The 23,920-nt window shown below is 59.6% G+C and carries 23 protein-coding genes; 10 read left to right on the top strand and 13 right to left on the bottom strand.

Annotated features, from left to right (window positions below):
- Positions 1 to 22: 22 nt before the first annotated feature.
- The 6 genes from BM110_RS01370 to BM110_RS01345 all read right to left on the bottom strand — a co-directional run bounded on the left by BM110_RS01370 (position 23) and on the right by BM110_RS01345 (position 9,065).
- Positions 23 to 3,532 (bottom strand): YncE family protein, encoded by a 3,510-nt coding sequence (locus tag BM110_RS01370; protein ID WP_093512081.1) that lies wholly within the window; start codon positions 3,530 to 3,532, stop codon positions 23 to 25.
- Between the two features lie 156 nt (positions 3,533 to 3,688).
- The gene (locus BM110_RS01365; RefSeq protein ID WP_093512079.1) at positions 3,689 to 4,717 is read right to left on the bottom strand and encodes an AbrB family transcriptional regulator; all 1,029 of its coding nucleotides are present in this window, start codon (positions 4,715 to 4,717) and stop codon (positions 3,689 to 3,691) included.
- A complete protein-coding gene (locus BM110_RS01360; RefSeq protein WP_092247192.1) occupies positions 4,710 to 6,224 on the bottom strand; it encodes a tripartite tricarboxylate transporter permease in 1,515 nt (504 codons plus the stop codon). Before BM110_RS01360 ends, BM110_RS01365 begins: the two co-directional genes overlap by 8 nt.
- A gap of 1 nt (position 6,225) precedes the next feature.
- Positions 6,226 to 6,684, bottom strand: coding sequence for a tripartite tricarboxylate transporter TctB family protein (locus tag BM110_RS01355; RefSeq protein WP_071488927.1), 459 nt, complete (start codon positions 6,682 to 6,684; stop codon positions 6,226 to 6,228).
- 59 nt (positions 6,685 to 6,743) lie between these two features.
- The gene (locus tag BM110_RS01350; RefSeq protein ID WP_170856104.1) at positions 6,744 to 7,733 is read right to left on the bottom strand and encodes a Bug family tripartite tricarboxylate transporter substrate binding protein; all 990 of its coding nucleotides are present in this window, start codon (positions 7,731 to 7,733) and stop codon (positions 6,744 to 6,746) included.
- Positions 7,734 to 7,772: 39 nt separating this feature from the next.
- The gene (locus BM110_RS01345; RefSeq protein ID WP_093512077.1) at positions 7,773 to 9,065 is read right to left on the bottom strand and encodes an OprD family porin; all 1,293 of its coding nucleotides are present in this window, start codon (positions 9,063 to 9,065) and stop codon (positions 7,773 to 7,775) included.
- A gap of 236 nt (positions 9,066 to 9,301) precedes the next feature.
- On the opposite strand from BM110_RS01345, the gene BM110_RS01340 reads away from it, so the two are divergent.
- Entirely contained in the window at positions 9,302 to 9,973 is a 672-nt protein-coding gene (locus BM110_RS01340; RefSeq protein WP_010212220.1) for a response regulator, read from the top strand.
- Positions 9,966 to 11,351 carry a sensor histidine kinase gene (locus tag BM110_RS01335; RefSeq protein ID WP_071488929.1) on the top strand — a complete coding sequence of 462 codons (1,386 nt, stop codon included), beginning with the start codon at positions 9,966 to 9,968 and terminating at the stop codon, positions 11,349 to 11,351. Before BM110_RS01340 ends, BM110_RS01335 begins: the two co-directional genes overlap by 8 nt.
- On the opposite strand, the gene BM110_RS01330 is transcribed toward BM110_RS01335, so the two are convergent.
- Positions 11,352 to 12,173, bottom strand: coding sequence for an HDOD domain-containing protein (locus BM110_RS01330; protein ID WP_092247201.1), 822 nt, complete (start codon positions 12,171 to 12,173; stop codon positions 11,352 to 11,354).
- A gap of 37 nt (positions 12,174 to 12,210) precedes the next feature.
- Positions 12,211 to 13,152 carry a CAF17-like 4Fe-4S cluster assembly/insertion protein YgfZ gene (locus BM110_RS01325; protein WP_092247204.1) on the bottom strand — a complete coding sequence of 314 codons (942 nt, stop codon included), beginning with the start codon at positions 13,150 to 13,152 and terminating at the stop codon, positions 12,211 to 12,213.
- 142 nt (positions 13,153 to 13,294) lie between these two features.
- Between BM110_RS01325 and BM110_RS01320 the strand changes: the two genes are divergently transcribed.
- Both BM110_RS01320 and BM110_RS01315 read left to right on the top strand, forming a co-directional pair.
- Positions 13,295 to 13,549: an FAD assembly factor SdhE gene (locus BM110_RS01320; protein ID WP_071488932.1), complete on the top strand. Its 255-nt coding sequence runs from the start codon at positions 13,295 to 13,297 to the stop codon at positions 13,547 to 13,549.
- Positions 13,533 to 13,979 (top strand): protein YgfX, encoded by a 447-nt coding sequence (locus BM110_RS01315; protein WP_071488933.1) that lies wholly within the window; start codon positions 13,533 to 13,535, stop codon positions 13,977 to 13,979. Before BM110_RS01320 ends, BM110_RS01315 begins: the two co-directional genes overlap by 17 nt.
- On the opposite strand, the gene nadB is transcribed toward BM110_RS01315, so the two are convergent.
- Positions 13,948 to 15,564, bottom strand: coding sequence for an L-aspartate oxidase (gene nadB / locus BM110_RS01310; RefSeq protein WP_058425145.1), 1,617 nt, complete (start codon positions 15,562 to 15,564; stop codon positions 13,948 to 13,950). The two genes, BM110_RS01315 and nadB, sit on opposite strands and share 32 nt — an antisense overlap.
- 463 nt (positions 15,565 to 16,027) lie before the next feature.
- On the opposite strand from nadB, the gene rpoE reads away from it, so the two are divergent.
- Genes rpoE through BM110_RS01295 form a run of 3 tightly spaced genes read left to right on the top strand, consistent with a single transcriptional unit; the run spans position 16,028 to position 18,207 of the window.
- Positions 16,028 to 16,609 carry an RNA polymerase sigma factor RpoE/AlgU gene (gene rpoE, locus BM110_RS01305; RefSeq protein WP_003172477.1) on the top strand — a complete coding sequence of 194 codons (582 nt, stop codon included), beginning with the start codon at positions 16,028 to 16,030 and terminating at the stop codon, positions 16,607 to 16,609.
- Positions 16,610 to 16,641: 32 nt separating this feature from the next.
- Positions 16,642 to 17,229, top strand: a complete 588-nt coding sequence (locus tag BM110_RS01300; RefSeq protein ID WP_071488935.1) for a sigma-E factor negative regulatory protein — start codon at positions 16,642 to 16,644, stop codon at positions 17,227 to 17,229.
- A 15-nt stretch (positions 17,230 to 17,244) separates the two neighbouring features.
- Complete coding sequence (locus tag BM110_RS01295; protein WP_092247210.1) at positions 17,245 to 18,207, top strand: MucB/RseB C-terminal domain-containing protein; 963 nt, start codon at positions 17,245 to 17,247, stop codon at positions 18,205 to 18,207.
- 29 nt (positions 18,208 to 18,236) lie between these two features.
- On the opposite strand, the gene BM110_RS29200 is transcribed toward BM110_RS01295, so the two are convergent.
- A complete protein-coding gene (locus BM110_RS29200; protein WP_102592614.1) occupies positions 18,237 to 18,416 on the bottom strand; it encodes a hypothetical protein in 180 nt (59 codons plus the stop codon).
- A 25-nt stretch (positions 18,417 to 18,441) separates the two neighbouring features.
- On the opposite strand from BM110_RS29200, the gene BM110_RS01290 reads away from it, so the two are divergent.
- Complete coding sequence (locus tag BM110_RS01290; protein ID WP_092247213.1) at positions 18,442 to 19,878, top strand: DegQ family serine endoprotease; 1,437 nt, start codon at positions 18,442 to 18,444, stop codon at positions 19,876 to 19,878.
- A 65-nt stretch (positions 19,879 to 19,943) separates the two neighbouring features.
- On the opposite strand, the gene BM110_RS01285 is transcribed toward BM110_RS01290, so the two are convergent.
- On the bottom strand, positions 19,944 to 21,377 hold the full coding sequence (locus BM110_RS01285; protein ID WP_071488938.1) for a M48 family metalloprotease: 1,434 nt from the start codon (positions 21,375 to 21,377) through the stop codon (positions 19,944 to 19,946).
- A gap of 94 nt (positions 21,378 to 21,471) precedes the next feature.
- On the opposite strand from BM110_RS01285, the gene BM110_RS01280 reads away from it, so the two are divergent.
- Together BM110_RS01280 and BM110_RS01275 are read left to right on the top strand one after the other, a co-directional pair.
- Positions 21,472 to 21,711, top strand: coding sequence for a sulfurtransferase TusA family protein (locus BM110_RS01280; RefSeq protein WP_092247220.1), 240 nt, complete (start codon positions 21,472 to 21,474; stop codon positions 21,709 to 21,711).
- Between the two features lie 30 nt (positions 21,712 to 21,741).
- Positions 21,742 to 22,812, top strand: coding sequence for an AI-2E family transporter (locus tag BM110_RS01275; protein WP_092247223.1), 1,071 nt, complete (start codon positions 21,742 to 21,744; stop codon positions 22,810 to 22,812).
- A gap of 40 nt (positions 22,813 to 22,852) precedes the next feature.
- On the opposite strand, the gene BM110_RS01270 is transcribed toward BM110_RS01275, so the two are convergent.
- Together BM110_RS01270 and BM110_RS01265 are read right to left on the bottom strand one after the other, a co-directional pair.
- Positions 22,853 to 23,326 (bottom strand): peroxiredoxin, encoded by a 474-nt coding sequence (locus BM110_RS01270; RefSeq protein ID WP_071488941.1) that lies wholly within the window; start codon positions 23,324 to 23,326, stop codon positions 22,853 to 22,855.
- A 10-nt stretch (positions 23,327 to 23,336) separates the two neighbouring features.
- Positions 23,337 to 23,897 carry a glycine cleavage system transcriptional repressor gene (locus BM110_RS01265; RefSeq protein ID WP_003172487.1) on the bottom strand — a complete coding sequence of 187 codons (561 nt, stop codon included), beginning with the start codon at positions 23,895 to 23,897 and terminating at the stop codon, positions 23,337 to 23,339.
- Between the last annotated feature and the right edge of the window lie 23 nt (positions 23,898 to 23,920).

The following is a 23,920-nucleotide window of genomic DNA, read 5'->3' as shown; positions in this document are numbered from 1 at the left end:
TTTGTTTCTGGGTGATTAAAACTCAGGTGTTTAAAACCGCTACTGTGCCACCCACGCCATTGATCACATAAAGGGTGGAACCGTCATTGCTGATAGCCACTCCGTAGGGACCATTGAACCCCGAGATGGCATCGATCACCCTTTCCTGAATGGTATCTATTATTTTTACCGTATTATTATTGTAGTCGGTAACATAGGCGAGTGGCTGGGTAGGGTGCATGACGATGCCGAATGGATTGGAAAAATCGGAAAGGATACTGCGTCTGGTATTGGAGCCCGCATTAATTATATGAACACTCGCGCCGCTGCTATTAGCCACGTACAGCGTAGGGTTTGTGCTGGTGTTGTGCGGACTATAAGCCATGTCTCGAGGGTTAGTGAATCCTGAAATTGATGCTACTGCGGCATTGGACTGTGGGTCAATAACAAAAAGTGTGTTTCTGGTGCCTGCATAAAGTCGGGTTTGGCTTGGGTTGAAAGCCAGCCCGGCAGCGTTGGTATACCCTGATAACGTATGTAGGCGCCTGCCATCGAGCGCGTCATGGGTATACACAGCGTGTGAAGCATTACAGGACACATATAGGCGTGAGCCATCTTTGTTCAATAGAATAGAATAGGGGGCGGCAAACCCCGGTATCTGATTGATGAAGGCATAGTTGGTCGTGTTGATGACTGTTACACGTTGTGAACCTAAGTTGCACACGTACAATCTTCCGCCATCTGGACTTACAGTGATTGCATAGGGCCTGTTTAATCCAGTGATGGTGTGAATTACCTTGTGGGAGGCTGTTGAGATTACCGAGATGGTGTGAGAATCATGGTTGGTCACGTAGACCCTGCTTCCATCTGGGCTGAGTACCAATCTCCTAGGGGTTGCACCTACATCAATGTGAGCAACAATCCCCGCCTGTCTTTTAATACTGTAGGGTGGTGCATACAAGCGCACGGTAGAGTTTTGGCTATTGAGTCCATCCATTGAGACCTGTGTTTTAATGCGAAGGAGGCTCCCATTTGGGCGTGATTTCAGGTAGTCGTTGGGGATAGAGGTGACGATTTTTCTGGAGTTGTACTCTGTGAGCGTTACCGGGTCGCCGTCACGCACCAGATAATCCGGTGTTCCATCATCATGCTCAAAAGATATCCAAACGGGCTGACCTCGCTGCATAAAGGGGTATTCGAGCACTTGTACCGTGTTGGCAGTATTGGCGTCGACTTGACCTCCTGACGCTTGGGGAATGCTCACCACGTTCGCGGCGGAGTTAGGGAGTGCTTGTATTTCCAGGTCCAATGGGTCTGACAGTAACTTCGCATTTCCCCGAGTTACCCTGTATTGTACGATAACGTGTCTTTCCAAGTTGGCGGCGATCACTGAATTGCTTATCTGAAAGTCAACAAAACCATCCGCCGCGTTTCCATACTTCGGCGTAATCGTCGGCGTTCCCAAACCTGGCTTGCCTGTAAAATAGGGTTGAATCAGGTCGCTGTTGAGCATTTTATAACGCACGCGATACGTAGCTACGGGTGGATTTAGCACGTGAACAGGATTCATCGTCGCACTTTTGCCTTGCTCTATAACAGTCGACTCCAATATTTGCGGCACTGGAAGATTCAGCGGCGCCCCAACTCGCATATCCACTGCATGGGAAATACGCGTACGTTCATTTGCCTTGGTCAGTGTGTAATAAAGCCTGGCTGATTTGTCGAGGTTTTTTACCACGACAGAACGTTCGATATCGAAGTATAGGTCTCTCCCCACCCAGATGGGAATAATGAGGAAAGGTTTAGTGGTGCTGCCACCCGCTGCCGAACCTTCAAAATGCAATGTAACGGTACTGCCTTGAGTAAAGGCCGAGTTGCGCTTGACAAAAACGGTTGCACCAAAAAGGCTCACGGATGGATCAAACACATAATCTGGTTTCGGGGCCTCCTCAATCTCAACAGGATCAAATGAAGGGACAAGTTCGCCTACATCAAAGGTGGCAGGTTCGGACGGACGAGTTCCGGCCTCATTCGTGACTGAGTAATGAACGTCCAGTGTGCCTCCTTCAAGACCGGCAATGTCGCCGTTGGGACCGTTTGTGATGTTGAAGATAATGTTGCCTGTTCCGGCGGGTCGCGGCCCTACTTCTCGATAGTAACCGGCTCCATTAGCGTAGGTCCCAATTAAAATCAACATCACCGCGTCGGACGGGTCTTGTCCTGGATAGTGATTGATCCAGACGGTAATCGATGCAGAGTCTGCCGGTATATTGCCATCTGGTGCCTGAAGAATTATCGCCGGAGGAAGCTCGACCGGGATCGCGTGGCCAATGATGTCATATACATTGACTCTCGAACGACGATGAGGTGTGACCCCTTCGCGCATACGTTCGAAGTGAATACGCAGGGTTCCGCCGACCAGTGTTTCTAAATCCTTGAAAGGCAGGGAAATATACTTGTTAGTAAAGACTGAGTCGATGGTGCCGGTATATTCCTTTTCGACACGGGTTCCTGCGGCGGTATATCCCACTGCAATTACTTTTATTACATCGAATTTTAGGAAGTCGTTGCCAGGGACATTAATAACGATGGTCGCATCTTCACCGTCCAGTAGGCCAATATCTACCTTCCCTTCATCGTTAACCTCAGCGATAAAAGGTGGAGCTAAAAGAGGATGTGGGTTGCCGACAAAAGACTCGACAATTGTCAGCGGGGAGGGGGAAACTGTTTTATTCCCAGCTTTGTCTATCACATAATGTTGAATGATCACGGCGCCGTAGCCGACTTCTTTCCATTTGGCATCGTAGACGGTGATGGTGATTGGGGCCGTACCTTTCGCTTCGTCCTCTGTTACTTCGTGTCTCACAACATGGCCGTTGAGTCTTAGCCAAATTGTATCTTGTGCGGCCCAATCATAAAGCGGGTTCAGACCTTGTCTATTTGGGTACTTGTGGATCTGTATCTTGACACCCATCTGAGCATCTTCTGGCTGCACGCCATTTTCGATGATGTGTTTCTCCAATTGCGGTGCAGTTATATAGTCGTGATAAGTTGCATCGTCTGGGTTGGGCCCGGCAGGTTCAACATCGTCAACAAAGAACCTGAATTTTTTCGTCTCCGCGTCGCCTCCGCCAGCGCGCGTGACCCTGAAAAAACAGGGAAAAACGGGACCGTATTCAAGCCATGCGAGTGACACATACAAGGAAATCGATAACCCCGCCGAAGCTTGGGTAGCAGAAACTGTCGTAAAGGCAGCTGGCTCAATAGCACTTCCGAAGAACAGCTCGACGAAATCATTTTCTATCATATCCAAGTATGGATTCAGAATACACAAGAGACCTTTTTCAGGGTGGAGATTTTTCGCTGCTTTATTGATCCCGCCATCGTACTCAGTATAGGGCTGCCTGAGGCCGGGTATATTTAATGATAATTCTTCGAACGCGACAGGGGGGATATGCTCGGGTTTGCTGAGGTCGAATTCGTAGACCTCTTCATCCTGCGTTTTGGGAGTGCCGAAGTTGGTTGTGATTGGTGTACCGGTAACGGTTGTCATGATCGTGATCCCTGATTGAAATAGAACGCTGGCTCATCGCGCATGCGGGGAGTTCGGATTTCATTCAAAGCCAGGGGCAGTGCGGCGACAAGCTGTGAGAAATGACAGTGCCGACCAGCGGTAGCGGCCCAGGACGGGCTACTTGAAACAGGTGGATTACGGTTGCCGGTTCCAGTGCCTGAACAACGGCTCCGCCAGAAACAGCACAAACAACAACCGCATCACCTGCATCGCCGTCACCAACGGTACCGACAGTTGCAGGGTCTCGGCCGTGAGACTCATCTCGGCAATGCCACCGGGCATCATGCCCAGGGTCAGCGAGCGTAAATCCAAGTGAGTCACTGCACTCAGCCCCACCGCCGCCAACGTCGCCAGCGCCATGGTCAACGCGGTGCCAATCAAGGTGCGCCCCATGAACGACGGCGCCCGACGAAAGAACTGCCGGTTGAAGTGGCAACCCAGGCCACTACCGATCAACCACTGGCCAATCTGGCTGCCGCCATCGGGCAGGCCGATATGCAGGTCCCAGACCACGCTGGCTGTGGCACTCACCAGCAACGGCCCGAACAACCAAGGGTTGGGCTGGCGCAAGCGCTGCCAACCCCAGGCGACCAAGGCGCCCAGCGGAAACAGCGCCAGCAGCCACGGCCAGTTCACCGGCGCCGGATGAAACTGCGGTGTACCGCCTTCCAGCAAGTACTTGAAAATCGCCGGCACACACAACACCACCATCAGCACCCGCAGACTCTGCCCTGCCGCAACACGGCTGAGCACCGCACCATTACGCGCGCCGAGGTTGACCATCTCACCGGAACCGCCGGGCATGCTCGAGAAGAACGCCGTGGCGCGGTCTTCACCGCTACGGCGCATCAACCACACGCCCACCACGCTCGACAGGCTGGTGACCAGTGCGCCGAAGAAGATCAGCCCGAAGTGGCTCATCACCTGTTCGATCACCACCGGGGTGAAGTGCAGGCCGATGCCGATGCCCACCACCCATTGGCCGCATTTGCGCCCGCCGGGAATCTCCGCCAGCTGCCACGGCGTGAGGCAGCGCACCAGGATGATCGCCAGCAGCGAACCGACCATGTACGGCAAAGGCCAGCCGACCAGGCTGGCCAGGAATCCGCCGGCCAGGCCGACCAGCGGTGTGCCCCACCAATGTTTAAAGGTGACCTCAGACATCGGCCACGGCACGACGCTGCAGGGCACGTTTACGGTAGATGCGCAGCAACGGGAAAGCCAGCATCAGCGCGGTCAGTACCCACACACCAAAGGTGATCGGGCTCGACCACAGGATCTGCAAGTCACCGTTGGAGATCGACAGCGCACGGCGCAGGTTCTGCTCCATCAGGCCGCCAAGGATAAAACCCAGCAGCACCGGCGACAGCGGGAAGTCGAGCTTGCGCAGGATGTAGCCGAAGATGCCGATACCGACCATCAGGAACAGGTCGAAGGTGGTGGCGTGCACCGCGTATACCCCGATGGCGGTGATGATTGCGATCACCGGTACCAGCGCCCAGTTCGGCACGGCGAGGATGCGCGTGAAGATGCGGATCATCGGGATGTTGAGGATCACCAGCATGATGTTGGCGATGAACAACGAGGCGATCAGGCCCCAGACGATGTCCGGTTGCTGTTGGAACAGCAGCGGGCCCGGGGTGATGTTGTACAGCGACAGTGCGCCGATCATCACCGCGGTGGTGCCCGAACCGGGGACGCCGAGGGTCAGCATCGGCACCAGGGCACCGCAGGCGGACGCGCCGATGGCGGTTTCCGGAGCGGCGAGGCCGCGCATGTCGCCCTGGCCGAATTTACCGCTGGCACCGGCCAGGCGTTTTTCGGTCATGTAGGCAACGGCCGAGGCCAAGGTAGCGCCGGCACCCGGCAATACGCCCATGATGAAGCCGAGCAGGCCGCAGCGGATATTCACCACGAAGACCGCGCCCGCTTCTTTCAGGTTGAACATCATGCGCCCGGTGGCTTTGACTGCCTCCTGCCCACGGTGGGTTTTCTCCAGCAGCAACAGGATCTCGCTGATGGAGAACAGGCCCAGTACCAGCACGACGAACTGGATGCCGTCGGTGAGGTGGATGTTGTCGCCGGTGAAGCGATACACACCGCTGTTGGCGTCGATGCCGACCGCCGAGAGGAACAGGCCGATCAGTGCTGCCACAAAAGTCTTCAGCGGTTTGTCGCCAGCCATGCCGCCGAGACAGACAATTGCGAACACCATCAGTACGAAATATTCCGCCGGGCCGAAGGCAATCGCCCATTTGGCCAGCAACGGCGCAAACAGCACCATGCCGCAGGTGGCGATAAACGCGCCGATGAACGAACTCCAGGCCGACAGCGACAGCGCCACACCGGCGAGGCCTTTGCGGGCCATGGGGTAGCCGTCGAGAGTGGTCATCACGGTGGACGCTTCGCCCGGGATGTTCAGCAGGATCGAGCTGATGCGCCCACCGTATTCGCAGCCCAGGTACACGGCTGCCAGCAGGATCAGCGCCGATTCAGGCGGCAGGCCCAGGGCGAAGGCGATGGGGATCAACAGCGCCACGCCGTTGATCGGGCCCAGGCCCGGCAACAGGCCGACCACGGTGCCGATCAGGGTGCCGCACAACGCGGTCACCAGGTTGTAAGGGGACAGTGCAACGCCGAAGCCCTGGCCCAGGTAGCCGAAAGTATCCATGTCAGTTCTCCAGTACGTCGAGCAGGCCGAGGGGCAGCGGTACATCCATGGCTTTGTCGAACAGCAGGTACAAGCCGATGGCCATCAACGTGACGATCACCACGCTGGGCAACCAGCGACCACCGTACAAGCGCGCCATGGGAATGCCGATCAGCATGCTGCTGAGGATGAAGCCCAGGGGTTCGAAGGTGCCGGCGAACACGATCAACAGCGCGACGCACACGCCGATCTTGATCAGGGTTTCGCGGTCCAGCGCGGGTTCTTCTTCGGTGTGTTTGGTCGGCTGTGGACGAAACAGCATGTAGATCAGTGCCAGGCTCATCAGCCCGAGCATCAGCAGCGGGTAGGCGCGCGGCCCCACCGGCTCGTAGGAAAACGACGCCTGGTACGGCCAGGCCATCAGCGCGAGGCCGGCGCAGGCCAGCAGCAGCGCGGCGGCGAAAATGCGTTGTAAGAGCATGTGGAACTCCTGGGCCACGCCGCTTGGCTAAAGGGCGTGGCCGCACAAAAGAGGGGCGATTACTGGATCAGGCCGAACTCTTTGGCCAGCACTTTGTAGTCAGCCACCTGTTTCTTCACGTAGGTGTCCAGTTCCGGCCCGGTCATGGCGAACGGGAACAGCTCGCGTTGGTCACGCAGCTTGGCGAACTCCTCGGAGGCCAGCAGTTTGTCGAACGCCTCTTTCCACCAGGCGTAGTCGGCATCGCTGACTTTTGGCCCGAGGTAGAAGCCACGCACCACTGGCCAGACGATGTCGTAGCCTTGCTCTTTGGCGGTCGGAATGTTCTTCATTTCCGGCTCGTCCAGGCGCTGTTCGGAGAACACCGCCAGCAGGCGCATGTCGCCGCTCAGGATGTGCGGCATGGAGTCGGAAATGTCGGTACTGCCCACCTGGATATGGCCGCCGAGCAGGGCGGTGGCAATTTCACCGCCGCCTTCAAGGGCGACATAACGCAGTTCGCGCGGGTTGATTCCGGCAGCCTTGGCGATCAGCGCGGTTTGCATCCAGTCCTGGCTGCCGACGGTGCCACCGGAACCGATCACCACGCTGCCCGGATCTTTCTTCAAGGCTTTGACGAGGTCGTCGAGGGTTTTGTAGGGCGAATCGGCTTTCACCGCGATAGCCCCGTAGCTGGTGCCGACCGCCGCGAGCCAGCGCACGGCGCTTTCATCGAAGCGGCCGAACTTGCCCTGGGCCAGGTTCAACAGCGAACCGCTGGACCAGGCCACCAGCGTGCCGGCATCCGCAGGACGCTGGGCGACCACGGCGTTGTAGGCCACCGCGCCCACCCCACCGGGCATGTAGGTCACGCGCATCGGCTTGCTCAGCAGCTTCTCGTTGACCAGCGCGCTTTGCGCCAGTTTGCAGGTCAGGTCAAAACCACCACCCGGCGAGGCCGGGGCGATGCACTCTGGGCGCTTGGGTTCGTCAGCGGCCAGCAGTTGGCCGGCGAACAGCATGCAGCCGGCGGCGAGGGCCAGTTTACGCAGTGAAAGGGTCATGGTTATCTCCGTCGTTGTTGTTATGAATGGCTTACCAGGCACTACTTACCAAAGTGCAACGCTGTAGCTGACCAGCAGACGCACTTCGTCCGCATCACGGGCCGAGTAGTTGGAGCGGTACGTGGCGTTGCGCAGGCGCACGGCCACGTCCTTGAACGTGCCGGCTTGCACCACATACTTGATCTCGGTGTTGCGCTCCCACTCCTTGCCGGTCTCGCCGTTCTTGAGCTTGATGTTGTCACCTGAGAGGTAACGGCTCATGAAGCTCAGGCCGGGAATGCCCAGCTTGGCGAAGTCGAAGTCGTAGCGCGCCTGCCAGGAACGCTCTTGGGCGCCGGCAAAGTCGTTGATCTGTACGAAGTTGACCAGGTACGGGTCGCTGCCATCCACATAGGGGAAGGCGCTGTCACCGGACATGTGCTGGTAACCGGCGCTGAGCTTGTGGCCGTTGAGGGCATAGCTGAACAGGCCGTTGAGGGAGGTGTTGTCGATCTTGCCGCCACGGGCGGCGCCAGTGTCATCGCTGATGGCCAAACGCAGGTCGGTGCCGAACGTACCGGGACCCATCGGGCGCGCAGCCACCAGGCCGAGGAAGTGCTGGCGGTACACATCGTCGAGTTGGGCGAAGTGGTAGCTGCCGGTGATCTTGTCGGCGAACTTGTAGTCGGCCCCGCCAAAATTGAAATGCTTGCCGGTGGCGCCGCTGACGAAGCGGCTGTTCTTGTTGTTGAGGGCAATGTCCTCGTAATTGGTGTCGTCACGGTCCTTGGCTTTGTCCAGGCGCCCGCCGGTGAACACCAGGTTCTTGAACTCCCTGGAGGTGATCAGGCCGCCGTTGAAGGTTTGCGGCAGGATGCGCCCGTCGTTGGGCTTGAGGATCGGCAGCTCGGGGATCAGCGAACCGATCTTCAGCTCGGTGGCCGAGATCTTCACTTTGCCGGTCAGGCCCAGCTTGGAATATTCGTCGGCGGCGCGGCCATCGTCATGGGTGGGCAGCAGGCCGGTGCCGGTGCGGTCGGGGCTGGAGTCGAGCTTGACCCCGAGCATGCCCAGCGCATCCACGCCGAAGCCCACGGTGCCGTCGGTGTAGCCCGATTGCAGGTTGAGCATGAAGCCCTGGGCCCACTCGTCGCGCTTGGATTGCTGCGCGCTGGTGCCATCGCGAAAGTCGCGGTTGAAGTACATGTTGCGGGTTTCCAGGGTCGCGCTACTGTCTTCGAAGAAGGCAGCCTGGCTAAGCGGCGAAAAGCCGGCAAGGGTAGCAGCACTGGCGAGGGCGGTCTGGGTCAGGCGAGAAAAACGAACAGGCGAGGAGGCCTGGGGCTGTGTCGACAGCATCGTTGTGTACTCCGTTATTGTTCTTATTTTTGGCGAAAACGCTTCGAGGCGTTTTTCGGGCGCTGCGGATAAGGCAGCTTGGCGGGCATAGACCACCGAGGCTGGATGCTAAAGGGCGAAGCTTTCACTAACCTTTCAGTCGGCTTTCAATGTTTTCGGGCTTCACAGGCCGGTCGGCGCCTGTAAACTGCCCGCCAAAGCGTGGCACCGACCACCCCTGAATGAGGTAGCAATCCATGCGTGTCTTGCTGGTTGAAGACCATCTGCAACTCGCCGAAAGTGTTGCGCAAGCGCTCAAGAGCACGGGTCTGACCGTTGACGTGCTGCACGATGGCGTGGCGGCGGACCTGGCCCTGAGCAGCGAGGAGTACGCGGCGGCGATCCTCGATGTGGGGCTGCCACGCATGGATGGTTTCGAGGTGCTCGCACGTCTGCGTGCCCGTGGGAAAAATCTGCCGGTGCTGATGCTGACGGCACGCAGTGATGTGAAAGACCGCGTGCACGGCCTCAATCTTGGGGCGGACGACTATCTCGCCAAACCGTTCGAACTCACGGAGTTGGAAGCGCGGGTCAAGGCGCTGCTGCGGCGTAGCGTGCTGGGCGGAGAGCGTCAGCAGGCCTGCGGCGTGCTGGTGTACGACCTCGACACCCGGCGCTTTACCGTAGGGGGTGAACTGATGACACTCACCTCCCGCGAGCAAGCCGTACTCGAAGCGCTGATTGCCCGCCCGGGTCGGGTGATGAGCAAGGAACAACTGGCTTCCCAGGTGTTCGGCCTGGACGAGGAGGCCAGCCCCGATGCCATCGAAATCTATGTGCATCGCCTGCGCAAGAAACTCGATGGCCAGCCCATCGCCATCGTGACCTTCCGTGGCCTCGGTTACCTGTTGGAAGCCCGCGATGCATAAGCCCAGCAGCCTGCGCTGGCGCTTGCTGTGGAACCTGGCGCTGTTGCTGGTGCTGTTGATGCTGGCCAGTGGCATGAGCGCCTACTGGAACGGTCGCGAGGCCGCCGATACCGCCTACGACCGCACGCTGCTGGCCTCTGCGCGTACCATCGCCGCCGGCTTGACCCAGGTGGATGGCACCCTGAGCGCCAACGTGCCCTACGTGGCCCTGGACACCTTTGCCTATGACAGTGCCGGGCGCATTTACTACCAGGTCAACGACATCGACCAGAAGCTGATCTCCGGCTACGAAAACCTTCCCGGTCCACCGCCGGGTACGCCACGCACCGATGACTATCCGGCATTGGCGCGCTTCTACGACGCCATCTACCAGGGCCAGCAGGTACGCGTGGTGAGCCTGCTCAAGGCCGTTTCCGAACCGAACATGAACGGCATGGCCGAAATCCGCGTTGCCGAAACCGATGAAGCGCGCGTGAGCATGGCCCGCAGCCTCATGGCCGATACCCTGCTGCGCCTGGGCATGCTCGCCGTCGGCGCACTGTTGCTGGTGTGGTTTGCCGTGAGTGCGGCGTTGCGGCCGCTCGAGCGCCTGCGTACGGCAGTGGAGGAGCGTCAGCCTGACGACCTGCGGCCGTTGCCCCTGGTGGAAGTGCAGCATGAGTTCGGCCCATTGGTGCGTTCCCTCAACCATTTCACCGAACGCCTGCGCGGCCAGTTCGAACGCCAGGCGCAGTTCATTGCCGATGCGGCCCATGAACTGCGCACGCCACTGGCAGCCCTCAAGGCCCGGCTGGAACTGGGCTTGCGCGCCGAGGACCCCGCCACCTGGCGCAGCACCCTCGAAGCCGCCGCCCAGGGCACTGACCGCCTGACCCACCTGGCCAATCAACTGTTGTCCCTGGCGCGCATCGAAAATGGGGCGCGTGCCATTGCCGAAGGCGGCGCGCAGTTGCTCGACCTCAGCCAACTGGCCCGTGAGTTGGGCATGGCCATGGCACCGCTGGCCCATGCGCGCGGTGTGGCATTGGCGCTGGAAGCCGACGAGCCGGTGTGGCTGCGTGGCGAGCCTACCCTATTGAACGAGTTGTTGAGCAACCTGGTGGACAACGCCCTGGCCCACACGCCACCGGGCGGCAATGTGATCCTGCGGGTGACGGCGCCGGCGGTGCTGGAAGTGGAAGATGACGGGCCGGGCATCCCGCTGGATGAACGGGACCGGGTGTTCGAGCGTTTCTACCGGCGCAGCCAGCAGGGCATGGGCTCAGGCCTGGGGCTGGCGATCGTCGGCGAAATCTGCCGGGCGCACCTGGCGCAGATTAGCCTGCACGATGGCGAGCACGCCGGCTTGAAGGTGCGCGTGAGTTTTATCGCGGGTTGATCAATAGAACATCGAGCGCGCTTCATCCAGCTCGGCGCGCAAGGCGTCGCTGTAAGGGTCGACCCGTAGTTTCTTGATCGCCGGCAAGGTGGAGACCGCAACGTTTGCCAATGGATGATCGGTGCCGCGATGGCAATACAGCACGGCGACCTGTACCAGGTCGATGTAGTCGAGGCGGGCTGAATCGCGCTCCAGGTCCAGGTATTGGCCCGGCAGTTTCGCCAGCATTTCCGGAAAGTCCCAGCCGCCCAGCAGTTTGTCGCCCAGCAGCGGGTGGATGCTCTCGATGACGTGGTTGAGGCTGACCGGGTCGGCGAGCAGCTCATAGTGGTCTTCGGCGTACGTCAGGATCGGCAGCACACCGATCTGGTGCACCAGGCCGCCAAGGGCCGCCTGGTCCGGCTTGAGTTGGGAATGGCTGCGACACAGGGCATAACTCACACCCGCGACCTCCAGGCTGCGGCGCCACACATCACGCATCTTTTGTTCGACCACGTCGGAGCGCGCGTGGAAGATCTGCTCCATGACCAGGCCGATCGCCAGGTTGCTGCTGTAGTTGGTACCCAGCCGGGTGATGGCGGTGTGCAGGTCGGTGACTTCCTGGGTCGCGCGCAGCAACGGGCTGTTGACCACTTTGATCAGGCGTGCCGACAGTGCGGTGTCGCGACCGATTACTTTGCTCAAGTGGCTGATGCTGATCTCCGGGTCTTCGGCGGCCTGACGAATATTCAGGGCCACTTCCGGCAATGTCGGCAGAACCAGGTCATCGTTATCGATGGCCCTCACCAAAGCCTGTTGGACTTTTTCCGCCAGCTTGTTCATTCATGCTCTCTAGGGTGTTGCAACAAAGGTACGGCGATCAGCGCTGGATCTCTCGATCGCGGTCGAGCGTGTAAGGCAGGTCGAGCAGTTGCAAGCGGGGACCCTCCAGCGCGCCCAGGTGCACATCTTCACTATCGGCAGCTTCGGCTTGCAATACGGCCAGAAGTTCAACGGTCTGGTCAGCTTTTGCGGCGATTACCACTTCGCCGATCGAGCTGTTATGGCTGGGAGAAAACAACGGAGTGCCTGGCGCGGGCATTTCAGACGTATCGAGACTCAGGCGGTACAGGCGACGTTTGAGTTTGCCCAGGTACTGCATGCGCGCGACGATTTCCTGGCCGGTGTAGCAGCCTTTCTTGAAGCTGACGCCGCCCACGGCCTGCAGGTTGAGCATCTGTGGAATGAACAGTTCGCGGGTCTGGGGCATGACCTGGCCGATGCCGGCGCGGATCTGTCCCAGCAGCCATTCATTCAGATCGGTTTGTTCAAGGGTTGCAGCCAATTGACTGCGTACGGCGTCGCCTTGCTCGGCAGGTACCCAAAGTTCAGCGCGGCCAGGGGAGACGCGGATGGCGATCAACGTATCGTTGCGCACGACGCTGTCGGTCTCGGCAGGCAGCTCAAGGCCAAGACCCGTCAGGGCCGGGTCGGCATTCATCAGGCCGAAGCGCACCCAGGCGGCGCTTTCATCGGTGAGTTTGGACTTGGAAAACACGGCGTATTTTTTCAGGTCCGCCAGTTGCGGCTCCAGCAGCTCGCTGGCCATGGCCAGCAACACGCCGTCACCTTGCAGCAGGATGCGGAAGCTCGACTGCATGCGCCCTTTTTGCGTGCAGCGCGCGCCGAGGCTGGCCTGGGTGTCGCTCAGGTAATTGAGGTTGCAGGTCAGTTGGCCCTGAAGGAATTTGGCAGCGTCGGAACCGCGGACGGCGAGAACGCCTTCGTGGGACAGGGGGCAGAAGAAAGCAGAGTCGGCCATGGGTCATCGCAGGTCAAAAAAAGTCATGGGTGCATCATAGAGGGGCGCCCGGCAAATGGATAGTTTCCGTATGGGGCGACCAAAGCCGACTGTTCCGGTGCCGTCGGGTCTGTATACTTGCCGCCTATTTGAGGAGCGCTCCATGGTCGAAGATGTAGAAATCAATCGCCTCTACTGGCACAGCCGTCGCGGCATGCTGGAGTTGGATGTGTTGCTGGTACCTTTCACCAAAGAGGTCTACGCGACGCTCAATCAAGTGGATCGCGACCTCTATGTGCGGCTGCTGACGTGCGAAGACCAGGACATGTTCGGCTGGTTCATGGAGCGCGCCGAGTCGCAAGACCCGGAGCTGCAGCGCATGGTCCGCATGATCCTGGATCGTGTCCAGCCCAAGTAATAGCTTTGAATGCCGCTGGCAGGCCTCGCGGCTGTTGCTGGCGGCGTACCTGCTTGCCCAGCTGTTTGCGCTGGGCGCCTTGATGTTTATGCAACTTCCTTTTTCGAGCCTGGGCATGCTGGTGTGCCTGGCGCACGCCGCCTGGGTTTTGCCGCGTTCTATCTTGCTGACTCACCGTTCGTCGATTCGTGGCCTGCGACGCGATGAAGATGGTTGGCAGCTATGGAGCGCCGCACGGGGCTGGCACGCCGTGCAATTGCGTCCCGACAGCCTGGCGTTGCCGTTGATCGTGGTGCTGCGTTATCGGGTGCAGGGCGAATGGCGGGTACGTTCAGCCTGTGTGCCCAGGGACGCGCAGGCCGCCGATGTGCATCGGCGCCTGCGTGTGCGCCTGAAGTTCAGCCGCCGTAGGTGGTTGGCACCAGGATAGTGTCGCGGGCCTCGGGCAGCATCTGCGGGTAGTCGAGGGTGTAATGCAGGCCCCGGCTCTCCTTGCGTTCCATGGCCGAGCGGATCATCAGTTCGGCGACCTGGGCCAGGTTGCGCAGCTCGATCAGGTCGCGGCTGACTTTGTAGTTGCTGTAGAACTCATCGATCTCGTCCAGCAGCAGCCGCACCCGGTGCTGCGCCCGTTGCAGGCGCTTGTTGGTGCGCACGATCCCCACGTAGTCCCACATGAAACGGCGCAGCTCGTCCCAGTTGTGCGCGATGATCACATCTTCGTCCGAGTCGGTCACCTGGCTGGCGTCCCAGCGGGGCAGGGCGGCGGGCACCGGAATGCGCGGCAGTTGTTCAAGGATGTCCGCCGCTGCAGAGCGCGCATAGACGAAGCATTCGAGCAGCGAGTTGCTGGCCATGCGGTTGGCACCGTGCAGGCCGGTGAAGCTGGTTTCGCCAATCGCATAAAGGCCGGGTACGTCGGTACGTCCGTGCTGGTCGACCATCACGCCGCCGCAGGTGTAGTGCGCGGCCGGTACTACGGGGATTGGGCCTTTGGTGATGTCGATATTGAAGGCCAGGCAGCGCTCGTAGACGGTGGGGAAGTGGGTCTTGATGAAGGCTTCGGGCTTGTGGCTGATGTCGAGATACACGCAGTCGATGCCCAGGCGCTTCATTTCATGGTCGATCGCGCGGGCGACGATATCGCGCGGGGCCAGTTCGGCACGGGGGTCGAAACGCTGCATGAAGCGCTCGCCATTGGGCAGTTTCAGGTGCGCGCCTTCGCCACGCAGCGCTTCGGTGATCAGGAAACTCTTGGCCTGTGGGTGATACAGGCAGGTGGGGTGGAACTGGTTGAATTCCAGGTTGGCCACCCGGCAGCCGGAGCGCCAGGCCATGGCGATGCCATCACCGCAGGCGCCATCGGGGTTGCTGGTATAGAGGTAGACTTTGGCCGCGCCACCGGAGGCAAGGATGGTGAAGCGTGCGCCGTAGGTGTCCACCTCGCCGCTGCCGCGATTGAGCACGTAGGCGCCGAGGCAGCGCTCGCCGTCCAGGCCCAGGCGTTTTTCGGTGATCAGGTCGACGGCGACGCGTTGCTCCAGCAATTCGATGTTGGGGCGTTGGCGGGCCTGGTCGAGGAGTGTCCTGAAAATAGCCGCGCCGGTGGCATCGGCGGCATGGATGATGCGGCGGTGACTGTGGCCGCCCTCGCGGGTCAGGTGGAACTCGAAACCACCGTCGTCGCTGCCTGCGTGTTCATCGCGGGTAAAGGGGACGCCCTGGTCTATCAGCCATTGGATGGCCTCGCGGCTGTGCTCGACGGTGAAACGCACCGCTTCTTCATTGCACAGGCCGCCGCCGGCGTTGAGGGTGTCTTCGACGTGGGATTGCACGGTGTCGGTGTCGTCCAGCACCGCGGCGACACCGCCCTGGGCCCAGAACGTAGAGCCGTTGGCCAGGTCGCCTTTGCTCAGAACCGCAATGCGCAGGTGGCTGGGAAGGGTCAGCGCAAGGCTCAAGCCGGCCGCACCGCTGCCGATCACCAGGACATCGTGTTGAAACTGTTGGCTCATTTGAAGGATTCCGCAAAAAGCGATCCGAAGAGGTGGCGCAAACAGGACGCCTGGATCGGCGAATCAAAGGGTCACACGGGCTACTAGTATATAGAGGGGTGGAGCGGCACAATAGCCGGGCATTCGTGGCAATGTGAGATTACGGTGCACGGCTCGGGTAAAATCAGCTGGTTATTGAGGCGGGAACTTTTTGCATGGCCCCCGACTCAATAGCAGGTTGCCCGAAAGCTGGGAAAACGTTGAGTTTATTGGCCCGTCGGGAGCATTGGACGCGTCAGAAAACCGACGACAAGATTATTCGCGCAGTCGGCGTTGCCCGTGCTGCGTTTTTCGTGTGTGCCAAATCAGTGCGTGCCGGAAACTTGCTTGAAGGGGGAGAACTTTTGCGAAAAGACCGAGTCTATGTTTGCAAGCCTGATCGTTTAGTTATGCAAGCCTCCTTCAAGTACTACGAGGAGTGTTCATGCTAACCCAGGAAGAGGATCAGCAGCTGGTCGAGCGCGTTCAACGCGGCGACAAGCGAGCTTTTGATCTGCTAGTGCTGAAATACCAGCACAAAATTCTCGGGTTGATCGTGCGGTTTGTGCACGACACCCATGAAGCGCAGGACGTTGCACAGGAAGCCTTTATCAAGGCGTACCGTGCACTTGGTAACTTTCGCGGTGATAGTGCGTTTTACACGTGGCTATACCGAATCGCCATCAACACGGCGAAGAACTATCTGGTGTCTCGCGGACGCCGCCCACCGGATAGCGATGTAAGTTCAGAAGATGCGGAATTTTACGATGGTGATCACGGCCTCAAGGATCTCGAGTCGCCGGAGCGTGCATTGCTGCGCGACGAGATCGAAGGCACCGTTCATCGCACAATTCAGCAACTGCCAGAAGATTTGCGTACGGCGTTAACTTTACGTGAATTCGATGGTCTGAGTTACGAAGACATTGCGAGCGTCATGCAGTGTCCGGTGGGGACTGTAAGGTCGCGGATTTTCCGGGCCCGGGAAGCCATCGATAAAGCCTTGCAACCGTTGTTGCAAGAGAACTAAAGACAGCGGCGACAGCCAAGAGAGGAACCGCCATGAGTCGTGATGCCCTGCAGGAATCGCTGTCCGCAGTGATGGATAACGAAGCGGATGAACTGGAACTTCGTCGAGTGCTCAACGCATTTGATGACGCCGAAACCCGTGATACCTGGTCTCGTTACCAAGTCGCTCGGGCGGTGATGCACAAGGATCTTCTAATCCCTCGTCTGGATATTGCTGCGGCCGTTTCTGCTGCACTGGCTGATGAAGCCGTTCCGGCAAAGGCTGCTCGTGGTCCATGGCGTAGCCTGGGTCGCCTGGCGGTTGCTGCCTCGGTGACTGTCGCCGTGCTGGCGGGTGTTCGCCTGTACAACCAGGACGAGATCGCCGGTGCCGAACTGGCTCAGCAGACCCAGCAGCCGGTAATGGCGGGTCCGCAGGTCAAAGGCCCAGCGGTATTGGCCGGCTACAAGGAAAGCGCTGACACCACAGGCCCGATGGCCAACGGTGTACTGCAAGGGCAATCCGGTTGGCAAGACCAGCGTCTTCCAGGCTACCTGCGCCAACACGCACAGGAATCGGCTCTGAAGGGCACTGAAAGCGCTCTGCCTTATGCTCGTGCAGCAAGCCTGGAAAACCGCTAATCCGTAAGGAGCTCTATGCGAGCCATACCGCTCCTTACGCTTTTGCTCAGTGGCTGGTTTGCACTCCCCGCCCACGCCGATGAAGCCCAAGACTGGCTGACTCGACTTGGGCGTGCAGAGCAACAGCAAAGCTTTCAAGGTACGTTCGTCTACGAACGCAACGGCAGTTTTTCTACCCATGACATCTGGCATCGTGTCCAGGACGGTCAGGTACGTGAGCGGCTCTTGCAGCTCGATGGTTCTGCCCAGGAAGTCGTGCGGTTGAATGGCCGGACGCAATGCGTCAGCGGCACTCTTGTCGCAGGCCTTGGCAATTCGCGTGATGCACCATCACGTGCGCTTGATCCGCAAAAACTCAATCAATTCTACGAACTGGCCGTCATTGGCAAGTCCCGCGTGGCCGGTCGAAATGCGGTCATCGTATCGATCACGCCGCGTGACCAGTACCGTTATGGCTTTGAACTGCACCTGGATCGGGAAACCGCGCTGCCGCTCAAGTCCCTGTTGCTCAATGATCAAGGGCAGTTGCTGGAGCGCTTCCAGTTCACGCGGTTGAATACTTCCGTCGTGCCTGATGACCGGGAACTGCAACCCAGCAACGACTGCACACCTATCGCCGTCGTTAATAGCAAAGCGCCCGAGGTGCAATCTACCGAGACTTGGCATATGGAATGGTTGCCACCGGGTTTTCAATTGACCAACACCAGTGCCCGCAAAGATACCCAGACCAAGGCGACCGTCGACAGCCTGATGTATGAAGACGGGCTGGCGCGGTTCTCGGTATTCCTGGAGCCGATCAGCGATGCAAGCATGACGGAGACCCGCACTCAGTTGGGCCCTACAGTCGCGGTATCGCGTCGGCTGAATACGGTAGACGGTGAGATGATGGTAACGGTGGTGGGTGAAATACCCATCGGCACCGCAGAGCGTATCGCCCTATCGGTGCGCGGTGAAAAAAAGCCAGCCGCCCAGCCGTGAGTCGTTAATCCTATGTTCATCCTGACGTTTCACTGTATTCCCATGCCAGGTTGGCTGCCGAGAGCATGAAATGTCTGGATCAGCATTTTCACTTGCAAAAATCCCCCATGTTTTTTATAGGTCAGGGCTTGTCGGCTCTGGCCTTGTTTTATTCGCGGAACAAAGATGTCGGTCGCGGTTTCCGGCGTTTCTTGAACCCTGTCGCTCAACCCTGCTCGTCGTAACGGGAGCTGTATGTCGATACCACGTTTGAAGTCTTACCTATCCATAGTCGCCACGGTGTTGGTGCTGGGTCAGGCCCTGCCTGCGCAAGCAGTCGAGCTGCCTGACTTCACCCAATTGGTCGAGCAAGCCTCACCTGCCGTGGTGAACATCAGTACCACGCAGAAACTGCCGGATCGCAAAGTCTCCAACCAGCAGATGCCGGACCTGGAAGGCCTGCCGCCGATGCTGCGCGAGTTCTTCGAGCGCGGCATGCCGCAACAGCGCGCACCCCGTGGTGGCGGTGGTCAGCGCGAGGCCCAGTCCCTGGGCTCGGGTTTCATCATTTCGTCGGACGGCTACATCCTTACAAACAACCACGTGATTGCCGACGCTGACGAGATTCTCGTGCGCCTGGCCGATCGCAGTGAGTTGAAAGCCAAGCTCGTCGGTACCGACCCACGTTCCGACGTGGCCTTGCTGAAGATCGACGGCAAGGACTTGCCTGTGCTCAAGCTGGGCAAATCCCAGGACCTGAAAGCCGGCCAGTGGGTGGTCGCCATCGGCTCGCCGTTTGGTTTTGACCATACCGTGACCCAAGGCATCGTCAGCGCCATCGGCCGCAGCCTGCCGAACGAAAACTACGTACCGTTCATCCAGACCGACGTGCCGATCAACCCGGGTAACTCTGGTGGTCCGCTGTTCAACCTGGCGGGCGAAGTGGTCGGCATCAACTCGCAGATCTACACCCGTTCCGGTGGCTTCATGGGGGTGTCGTTCGCGATTCCGATCGACGTGGCCATGGACGTTTCCAACCAGCTGAAAAGCGGTGGCAAGGTCAGCCGCGGCTGGTTGGGCGTAGTGATCCAGGAAGTGAATAAAGACCTGGCTGAGTCCTTCGGCCTCGACAAGCCGGCCGGCGCACTGGTTGCACAGATCCAGGACGACGGCCCGGCTGCCAAAGGCGGCCTGCAAGTTGGCGATGTGATCCTGAGCATGAACGGCCAGCCAATCGTCATGTCGGCCGACCTGCCGCATCTCGTAGGTGCGCTCAAGGCGGGTAGCAAAGCCAAGCTGGAAGTGATCCGCGAAGGCAAGCGCCAGACTGTTGAGCTGACCGTGGGCGCAATCCCTGAAGAAGGCGCCACCCTGGATGCCCTGGGCAATACCAAGCCGGGCGCCGAGCGCAGCAGCAACCGCCTGGGCATCGCCGTGGCCGAGCTGACCGCTGAGCAGAAAAAGAGCTTTGACCTCAAGAGCGGCGTCGTGATCAAGGAAGTGCAGGATGGCCCGGCGTCTCTGATCGGCCTACAGCCGGGTGACGTCATCACCCACCTGAACAACCAGGCGATCGAGACCACCAAGCAGTTCACCGACATCGCCAAGGCGTTGCCGAAGAACCGCTCGGTGTCGATGCGTGTGTTGCGTCAGGGCCGCGCCAGCTTCATTACCTTCAAACTGGCTGAGTAAGTCGGTAATAACAAAAAGCCCCGCCTTCGTTTAACGAGGGCGGGGCTTTTTTGTGCCTGATTGGTTTAGCTCATCATCCCTTTGACCAGGCGTTCCTGTTCGATCAACTCACGCTGGCGTGCATCGATGCGCGACGACAGCGGGAAGTTGCTGCCGGCGCGACGCTTGGCAAAATCCAATTGCTGGATGGCCTGCTGGAAATCACCGACCAGCGCAAAGTACTCGGCGCGGGCCTGATGCAAACCGATGATGTTGCCCGACAAACCGCGTGTCTCAGCGACCTGGTACCACACGTCCGGGTCATCCGGGCGAGACTTGAGCAAACCGTCCAGTGCCTTTTCTGCATCCGCCGTGCGGTTCTGCTTGAGCAGCAGGTCCACGCGCACCTGATTCAACGGATAGTTGCCTGGGTACTGGGTGAGCATCCGATCCGTGCGTTGCTGGGCATCCGGCAGGCGGCTGTTGTCGATGTCCAGCTGGATCTGCGCCAGGTTGTAGGTGATGTCGTTGGGCGCCTTGGCCAGCAGCGGCGCGAGGTTTTCCCGAGCCTGCTTGAATTGGGAGCCTTTGATCTGGGCGATAGCCAAGCCGTAGCGCGCTACATCGTTCTTCGGGTTTTCGTCCAGCTGCGCCTGGAAACGCTTGGCGGCGAGGCCAGGGGTGTCTTCGTATTGCAATTGCACGCGCGCACGGATGAGCTGATAACGCAGGCTGTCTTCCTTGCCGCCAGGCTTGGATTGCTCGGCGCGGTTGCGGGTGTCGGCGATCCGCGATTCGGTGACCGGGTGCGTCAACAGGAACTCCGGCGGTTTGGCGTCGAAGCGGTATTGGCGCATCAGGCGTTCGAACATGGTCGGCATGGAGCGCGGGTCATATCCGGCTTTTTCCAGGTTGAGGATGCCGATACGGTCTGCCTCTTGTTCGTTCTGGCGAGAGAACCGACGTTGTTCCTGGATCGCCGCGGCCTGGGTGCCGGCAATCGCGGCAATGCCTGCATCGCCTGCACCCGCCGCAGCAGCAATGATGCCGCCGAGCAGGGCGGCCATCATCGGAATCTGCATGCGCTGTTGCGCTTCAACGCCACGGGCGAAGTGGCGTTGGGACAAATGCGCCAGTTCGTGAGCCAGTACCGAGGCATATTCCCCTTCGGTCTGGGCGTTGAGGAACAGGCCGCCGTTGACCCCGACGATGCCACCCGGTGCGGCAAAAGCGTTCAGTTGCGGGCTGTTGATCAGGATGAATTCCAGCCGCCGGTCATTGACCTGGCTGGTCTCCACCAGCTTGTACACGCTGGTTTCGACGTAGTCCTTGAGCTGCGGGTCGTTGAGTTGCGAGACCTGGCCCCGCAGGTAGGCCAGCCACGCGCGGCCCAGTTGGTATTCCTGTTGCGGCGAGACAATGGCAGAACTGGCGTCGCCAAGTGACGGCAGGTCGTCGGCGAAGCCTGGGGAGGCCAGCAGGCAAGCCAGCGTCAGCAGGGTGGGGCGCAAAAAAGTCATGCACAGAGCCTTTCGACAAAGAGCTTACTGTAGCCGGACACTGAGCTTCGGACCAGATATTCTAAGCACTCTCAACGCTTGCCCGGAGTAAACCATGACCAACGCTGTAGCCTTTGATGCCGAACTCGATGCCAGCGGCCTCAATTGCCCGCTGCCTTTGCTCAAGGCCAAGCTGGAACTCAACCGTCTGAGCAGTGGCGCAGTGCTCAAGGTGATCGCTACGGACGCCGGCTCCCAGCGTGATTTCCGTACGTTTGCCAAGCTGGCCGGCCACACGCTGCTGCATGAAGAAGACGCCGCCGGTGTGTACCGTTACTGGTTGCGCAAGGCCTGAATCGTTTGCCCTATCACCCGAGGTTGATTGATGTTCAAAGTGTTACGAGACTGGATCCAGCGCTACTTCTCCGATGAGGAGGCGGTGGTGCTGGCAGTCCTGCTGTTTCTGGCCTTTACGGCCGTACTCACCTTGGGCGGCATGCTGGCGCCGGTATTGGCGGGGATGGTGCTGGCTTACCTGATGCAGGGCCTGGTCACTACGCTAGAGCGCCTGCACCTGCCGGGTGGGGCGGCGGTAGGGCTGGTGTTCGCCTTGTTCATGAGCTTGTTGGTGCTGTTTATCGTGGTGGTATTGCCGTTGCTATGGCATCAGTTGATCACCCTGTTCAATGAACTGCCCGGCATGCTCGCCAAGTGGCAGTCGCTGTTGCTGTTGTTGCCGGAGCGCTACCCGCATCTGGTGTCGGACGAACAGGTGCTGCAAGCCATCGAAGTGGCGCGCGGCGAGATCGGAAAGTTCGGGCAATGGGCGCTGACCTTTTCTCTGTCCAGCCTGCCGCTGCTGGTCAACATCATGATCTACCTGGTGCTGGTGCCGATCCTGGTGTTCTTCTTCCTCAAGGACCGCGCCATGATCGGTCGCTGGGTGCGAGGCTACCTGCCGCGCGAGCGCGCGCTGATCACCCGGGTGGCGGAGGAAATGAACCGGCAGATCGCCAACTACATTCGCGGCAAGGTCATCGAGATCATTATCTGCGGGGGCGTGACCTACATCGCCTTCATCGCCCTGGACCTGAACTACGCAGCCTTGTTGGCCTTGCTGGTGGGGATTTCGGTGGTAGTGCCCTACGTCGGCGCCGTGGTGGTGACGGTGCCCGTGACCTTGATCGCTTTGTTCCAGTGGGGCTGGAGCGACCAGTTCATCTACCTGATGGCGGTTTACGGGATTATCCAGACCCTGGATGGCAATGTGCTGGTGCCGCTGTTGTTCTCAGAGGCAGTCAACCTGCACCCGGTGGCGATCATCTGCGCGGTGCTGTTGTTCGGTGGGTTATGGGGATTCTGGGGCGTGTTTTTTGCGATCCCGCTGGCAACGCTGTTCAAGGCGGTGCTGGACGCGTGGCCGCGGCAGGAGCCTGTCGTGGCGCCGCTTCTGTAGTGAGCGGGACAAGCCCGCTCATACAAAAGTCTGCTGCGTCTCAGGCTTTGTTCAAGGCCTGCGCCGCCGCCAGCACGGCATCCACATGGCCCGGCACCTTCACACCACGCCATTCCTGGCGCAGCACGCCATCCTTGTCGATCAGGAAGGTGCTGCGATCCACGCCGAGGTATTCCTTGCCGTACAGCTTCTTCAACTTGATCACATCAAACAGCTGGCAAACCGCTTCATCCTTGTCACTGATCAGCTCGAAGGGAAACTCCTGTTTGCCCTTGAAGTTCTCGTGGGACTTCACGCTGTCACGCGACACGCCAAACACCTCGGTATTGGCCGCCTTGAACGCTGCGTACTGATCACGAAAGCCCTGGCCTTCGGTGGTGCAGCCCGGCGTGCTGTCCTTCGGGTAGAAGTAGATCACCACTTGCCTGCCCTTGAGGGCGGCGAGGCTGAAGGTCTGGCCGCTGGTGGCCTGGGCTTCGAAATCGGCTACGGGTTTGTCGATGACTACCGCCATGAAAACTTCCTTACATTGGGTTCTGTGGGCGCCATGGCTCGATCAAGGCGTCGAGGTTCAAGGCATCGGCGAAATCCAGGAACTGGTCGCGCAACCAGCTGATCTGCACGCCGGCCGGCAGGGTCACGGTAAACGTGGCGTTCAGCATGGTGCCGCCGGTTTGCGGGGCCTGGTAGGTGTCGCAGGTCAGGTTCTCCAGCTCGACGTTGTGGTCGATGAAGAACTGGCACAGCTCATTGACGATGTCCGAGCGGTAGGCGGAGCTGACGTAAGCCACATACGGCAGGGCCTGGGGACGATTCTCCAGGGCTGCGCTGCGCACCACGTTGACGGTGAAGTCATGCTTCTTGGCCAGGCCTGGCAGGCCGGTCTCCAGGCGCGCCAGGGCATCCCAGGTGCCGGAGATCTGCAGGACCAGCGCGCTGCACTCGCCGTGGCGGGTCAGGCGGGAGGTCACGACGGCGCAGCGGTTTTCATGGCTGGCGCGGCACAGGACGTTGGTCAGCTCCATGGGGTTGGCGCCGAGGGCACTGATAACAAGGAATTGTTCGCGAACTGTGGGGGTGGACATGCAGCCTTCCTAAAACGATGAGC

This window comes from Pseudomonas sp. NFPP28, from assembly GCF_900115535.1.
In the GTDB taxonomy this organism is placed as follows: domain Bacteria; phylum Pseudomonadota; class Gammaproteobacteria; order Pseudomonadales; family Pseudomonadaceae; genus Aquipseudomonas; species Aquipseudomonas extremorientalis.
This window is presented reverse-complemented; position numbering and strand designations above follow the sequence as displayed.

Coding starts and splice junctions, on each gene's coding strand:
- BM110_RS01370 (WP_093512081.1), bottom strand. CDS start 3,532: ATGACAACCGTTACCGGTACACCAATCACAACCAACTTCGGCACTCCC.
- BM110_RS01365 (WP_093512079.1), bottom strand. CDS start 4,717: ATGTCTGAGGTCACCTTTAAACATTGGTGGGGCACACCGCTGGTCGGC.
- BM110_RS01360 (WP_092247192.1), bottom strand. CDS start 6,224: ATGGATACTTTCGGCTACCTGGGCCAGGGCTTCGGCGTTGCACTGTCC.
- BM110_RS01355 (WP_071488927.1), bottom strand. CDS start 6,684: ATGCTCTTACAACGCATTTTCGCCGCCGCGCTGCTGCTGGCCTGCGCC.
- BM110_RS01345 (WP_093512077.1), bottom strand. CDS start 9,065: ATGCTGTCGACACAGCCCCAGGCCTCCTCGCCTGTTCGTTTTTCTCGC.
- BM110_RS01340 (WP_010212220.1), top strand. CDS start 9,302: ATGCGTGTCTTGCTGGTTGAAGACCATCTGCAACTCGCCGAAAGTGTT.
- BM110_RS01335 (WP_071488929.1), top strand. CDS start 9,966: ATGCATAAGCCCAGCAGCCTGCGCTGGCGCTTGCTGTGGAACCTGGCG.
- BM110_RS01330 (WP_092247201.1), bottom strand. CDS start 12,173: ATGAACAAGCTGGCGGAAAAAGTCCAACAGGCTTTGGTGAGGGCCATC.
- BM110_RS01325 (WP_092247204.1), bottom strand. CDS start 13,152: ATGGCCGACTCTGCTTTCTTCTGCCCCCTGTCCCACGAAGGCGTTCTC.
- BM110_RS01320 (WP_071488932.1), top strand. CDS start 13,295: ATGGTCGAAGATGTAGAAATCAATCGCCTCTACTGGCACAGCCGTCGC.
- nadB (WP_058425145.1), bottom strand. CDS start 15,564: ATGAGCCAACAGTTTCAACACGATGTCCTGGTGATCGGCAGCGGTGCG.
- rpoE (WP_003172477.1), top strand. CDS start 16,028: ATGCTAACCCAGGAAGAGGATCAGCAGCTGGTCGAGCGCGTTCAACGC.
- BM110_RS01300 (WP_071488935.1), top strand. CDS start 16,642: ATGAGTCGTGATGCCCTGCAGGAATCGCTGTCCGCAGTGATGGATAAC.
- BM110_RS01295 (WP_092247210.1), top strand. CDS start 17,245: ATGCGAGCCATACCGCTCCTTACGCTTTTGCTCAGTGGCTGGTTTGCA.
- BM110_RS01290 (WP_092247213.1), top strand. CDS start 18,442: ATGTCGATACCACGTTTGAAGTCTTACCTATCCATAGTCGCCACGGTG.
- BM110_RS01285 (WP_071488938.1), bottom strand. CDS start 21,377: ATGACTTTTTTGCGCCCCACCCTGCTGACGCTGGCTTGCCTGCTGGCC.
- BM110_RS01280 (WP_092247220.1), top strand. CDS start 21,472: ATGACCAACGCTGTAGCCTTTGATGCCGAACTCGATGCCAGCGGCCTC.
- BM110_RS01275 (WP_092247223.1), top strand. CDS start 21,742: ATGTTCAAAGTGTTACGAGACTGGATCCAGCGCTACTTCTCCGATGAG.
- BM110_RS01270 (WP_071488941.1), bottom strand. CDS start 23,326: ATGGCGGTAGTCATCGACAAACCCGTAGCCGATTTCGAAGCCCAGGCC.
- BM110_RS01265 (WP_003172487.1), bottom strand. CDS start 23,897: ATGTCCACCCCCACAGTTCGCGAACAATTCCTTGTTATCAGTGCCCTC.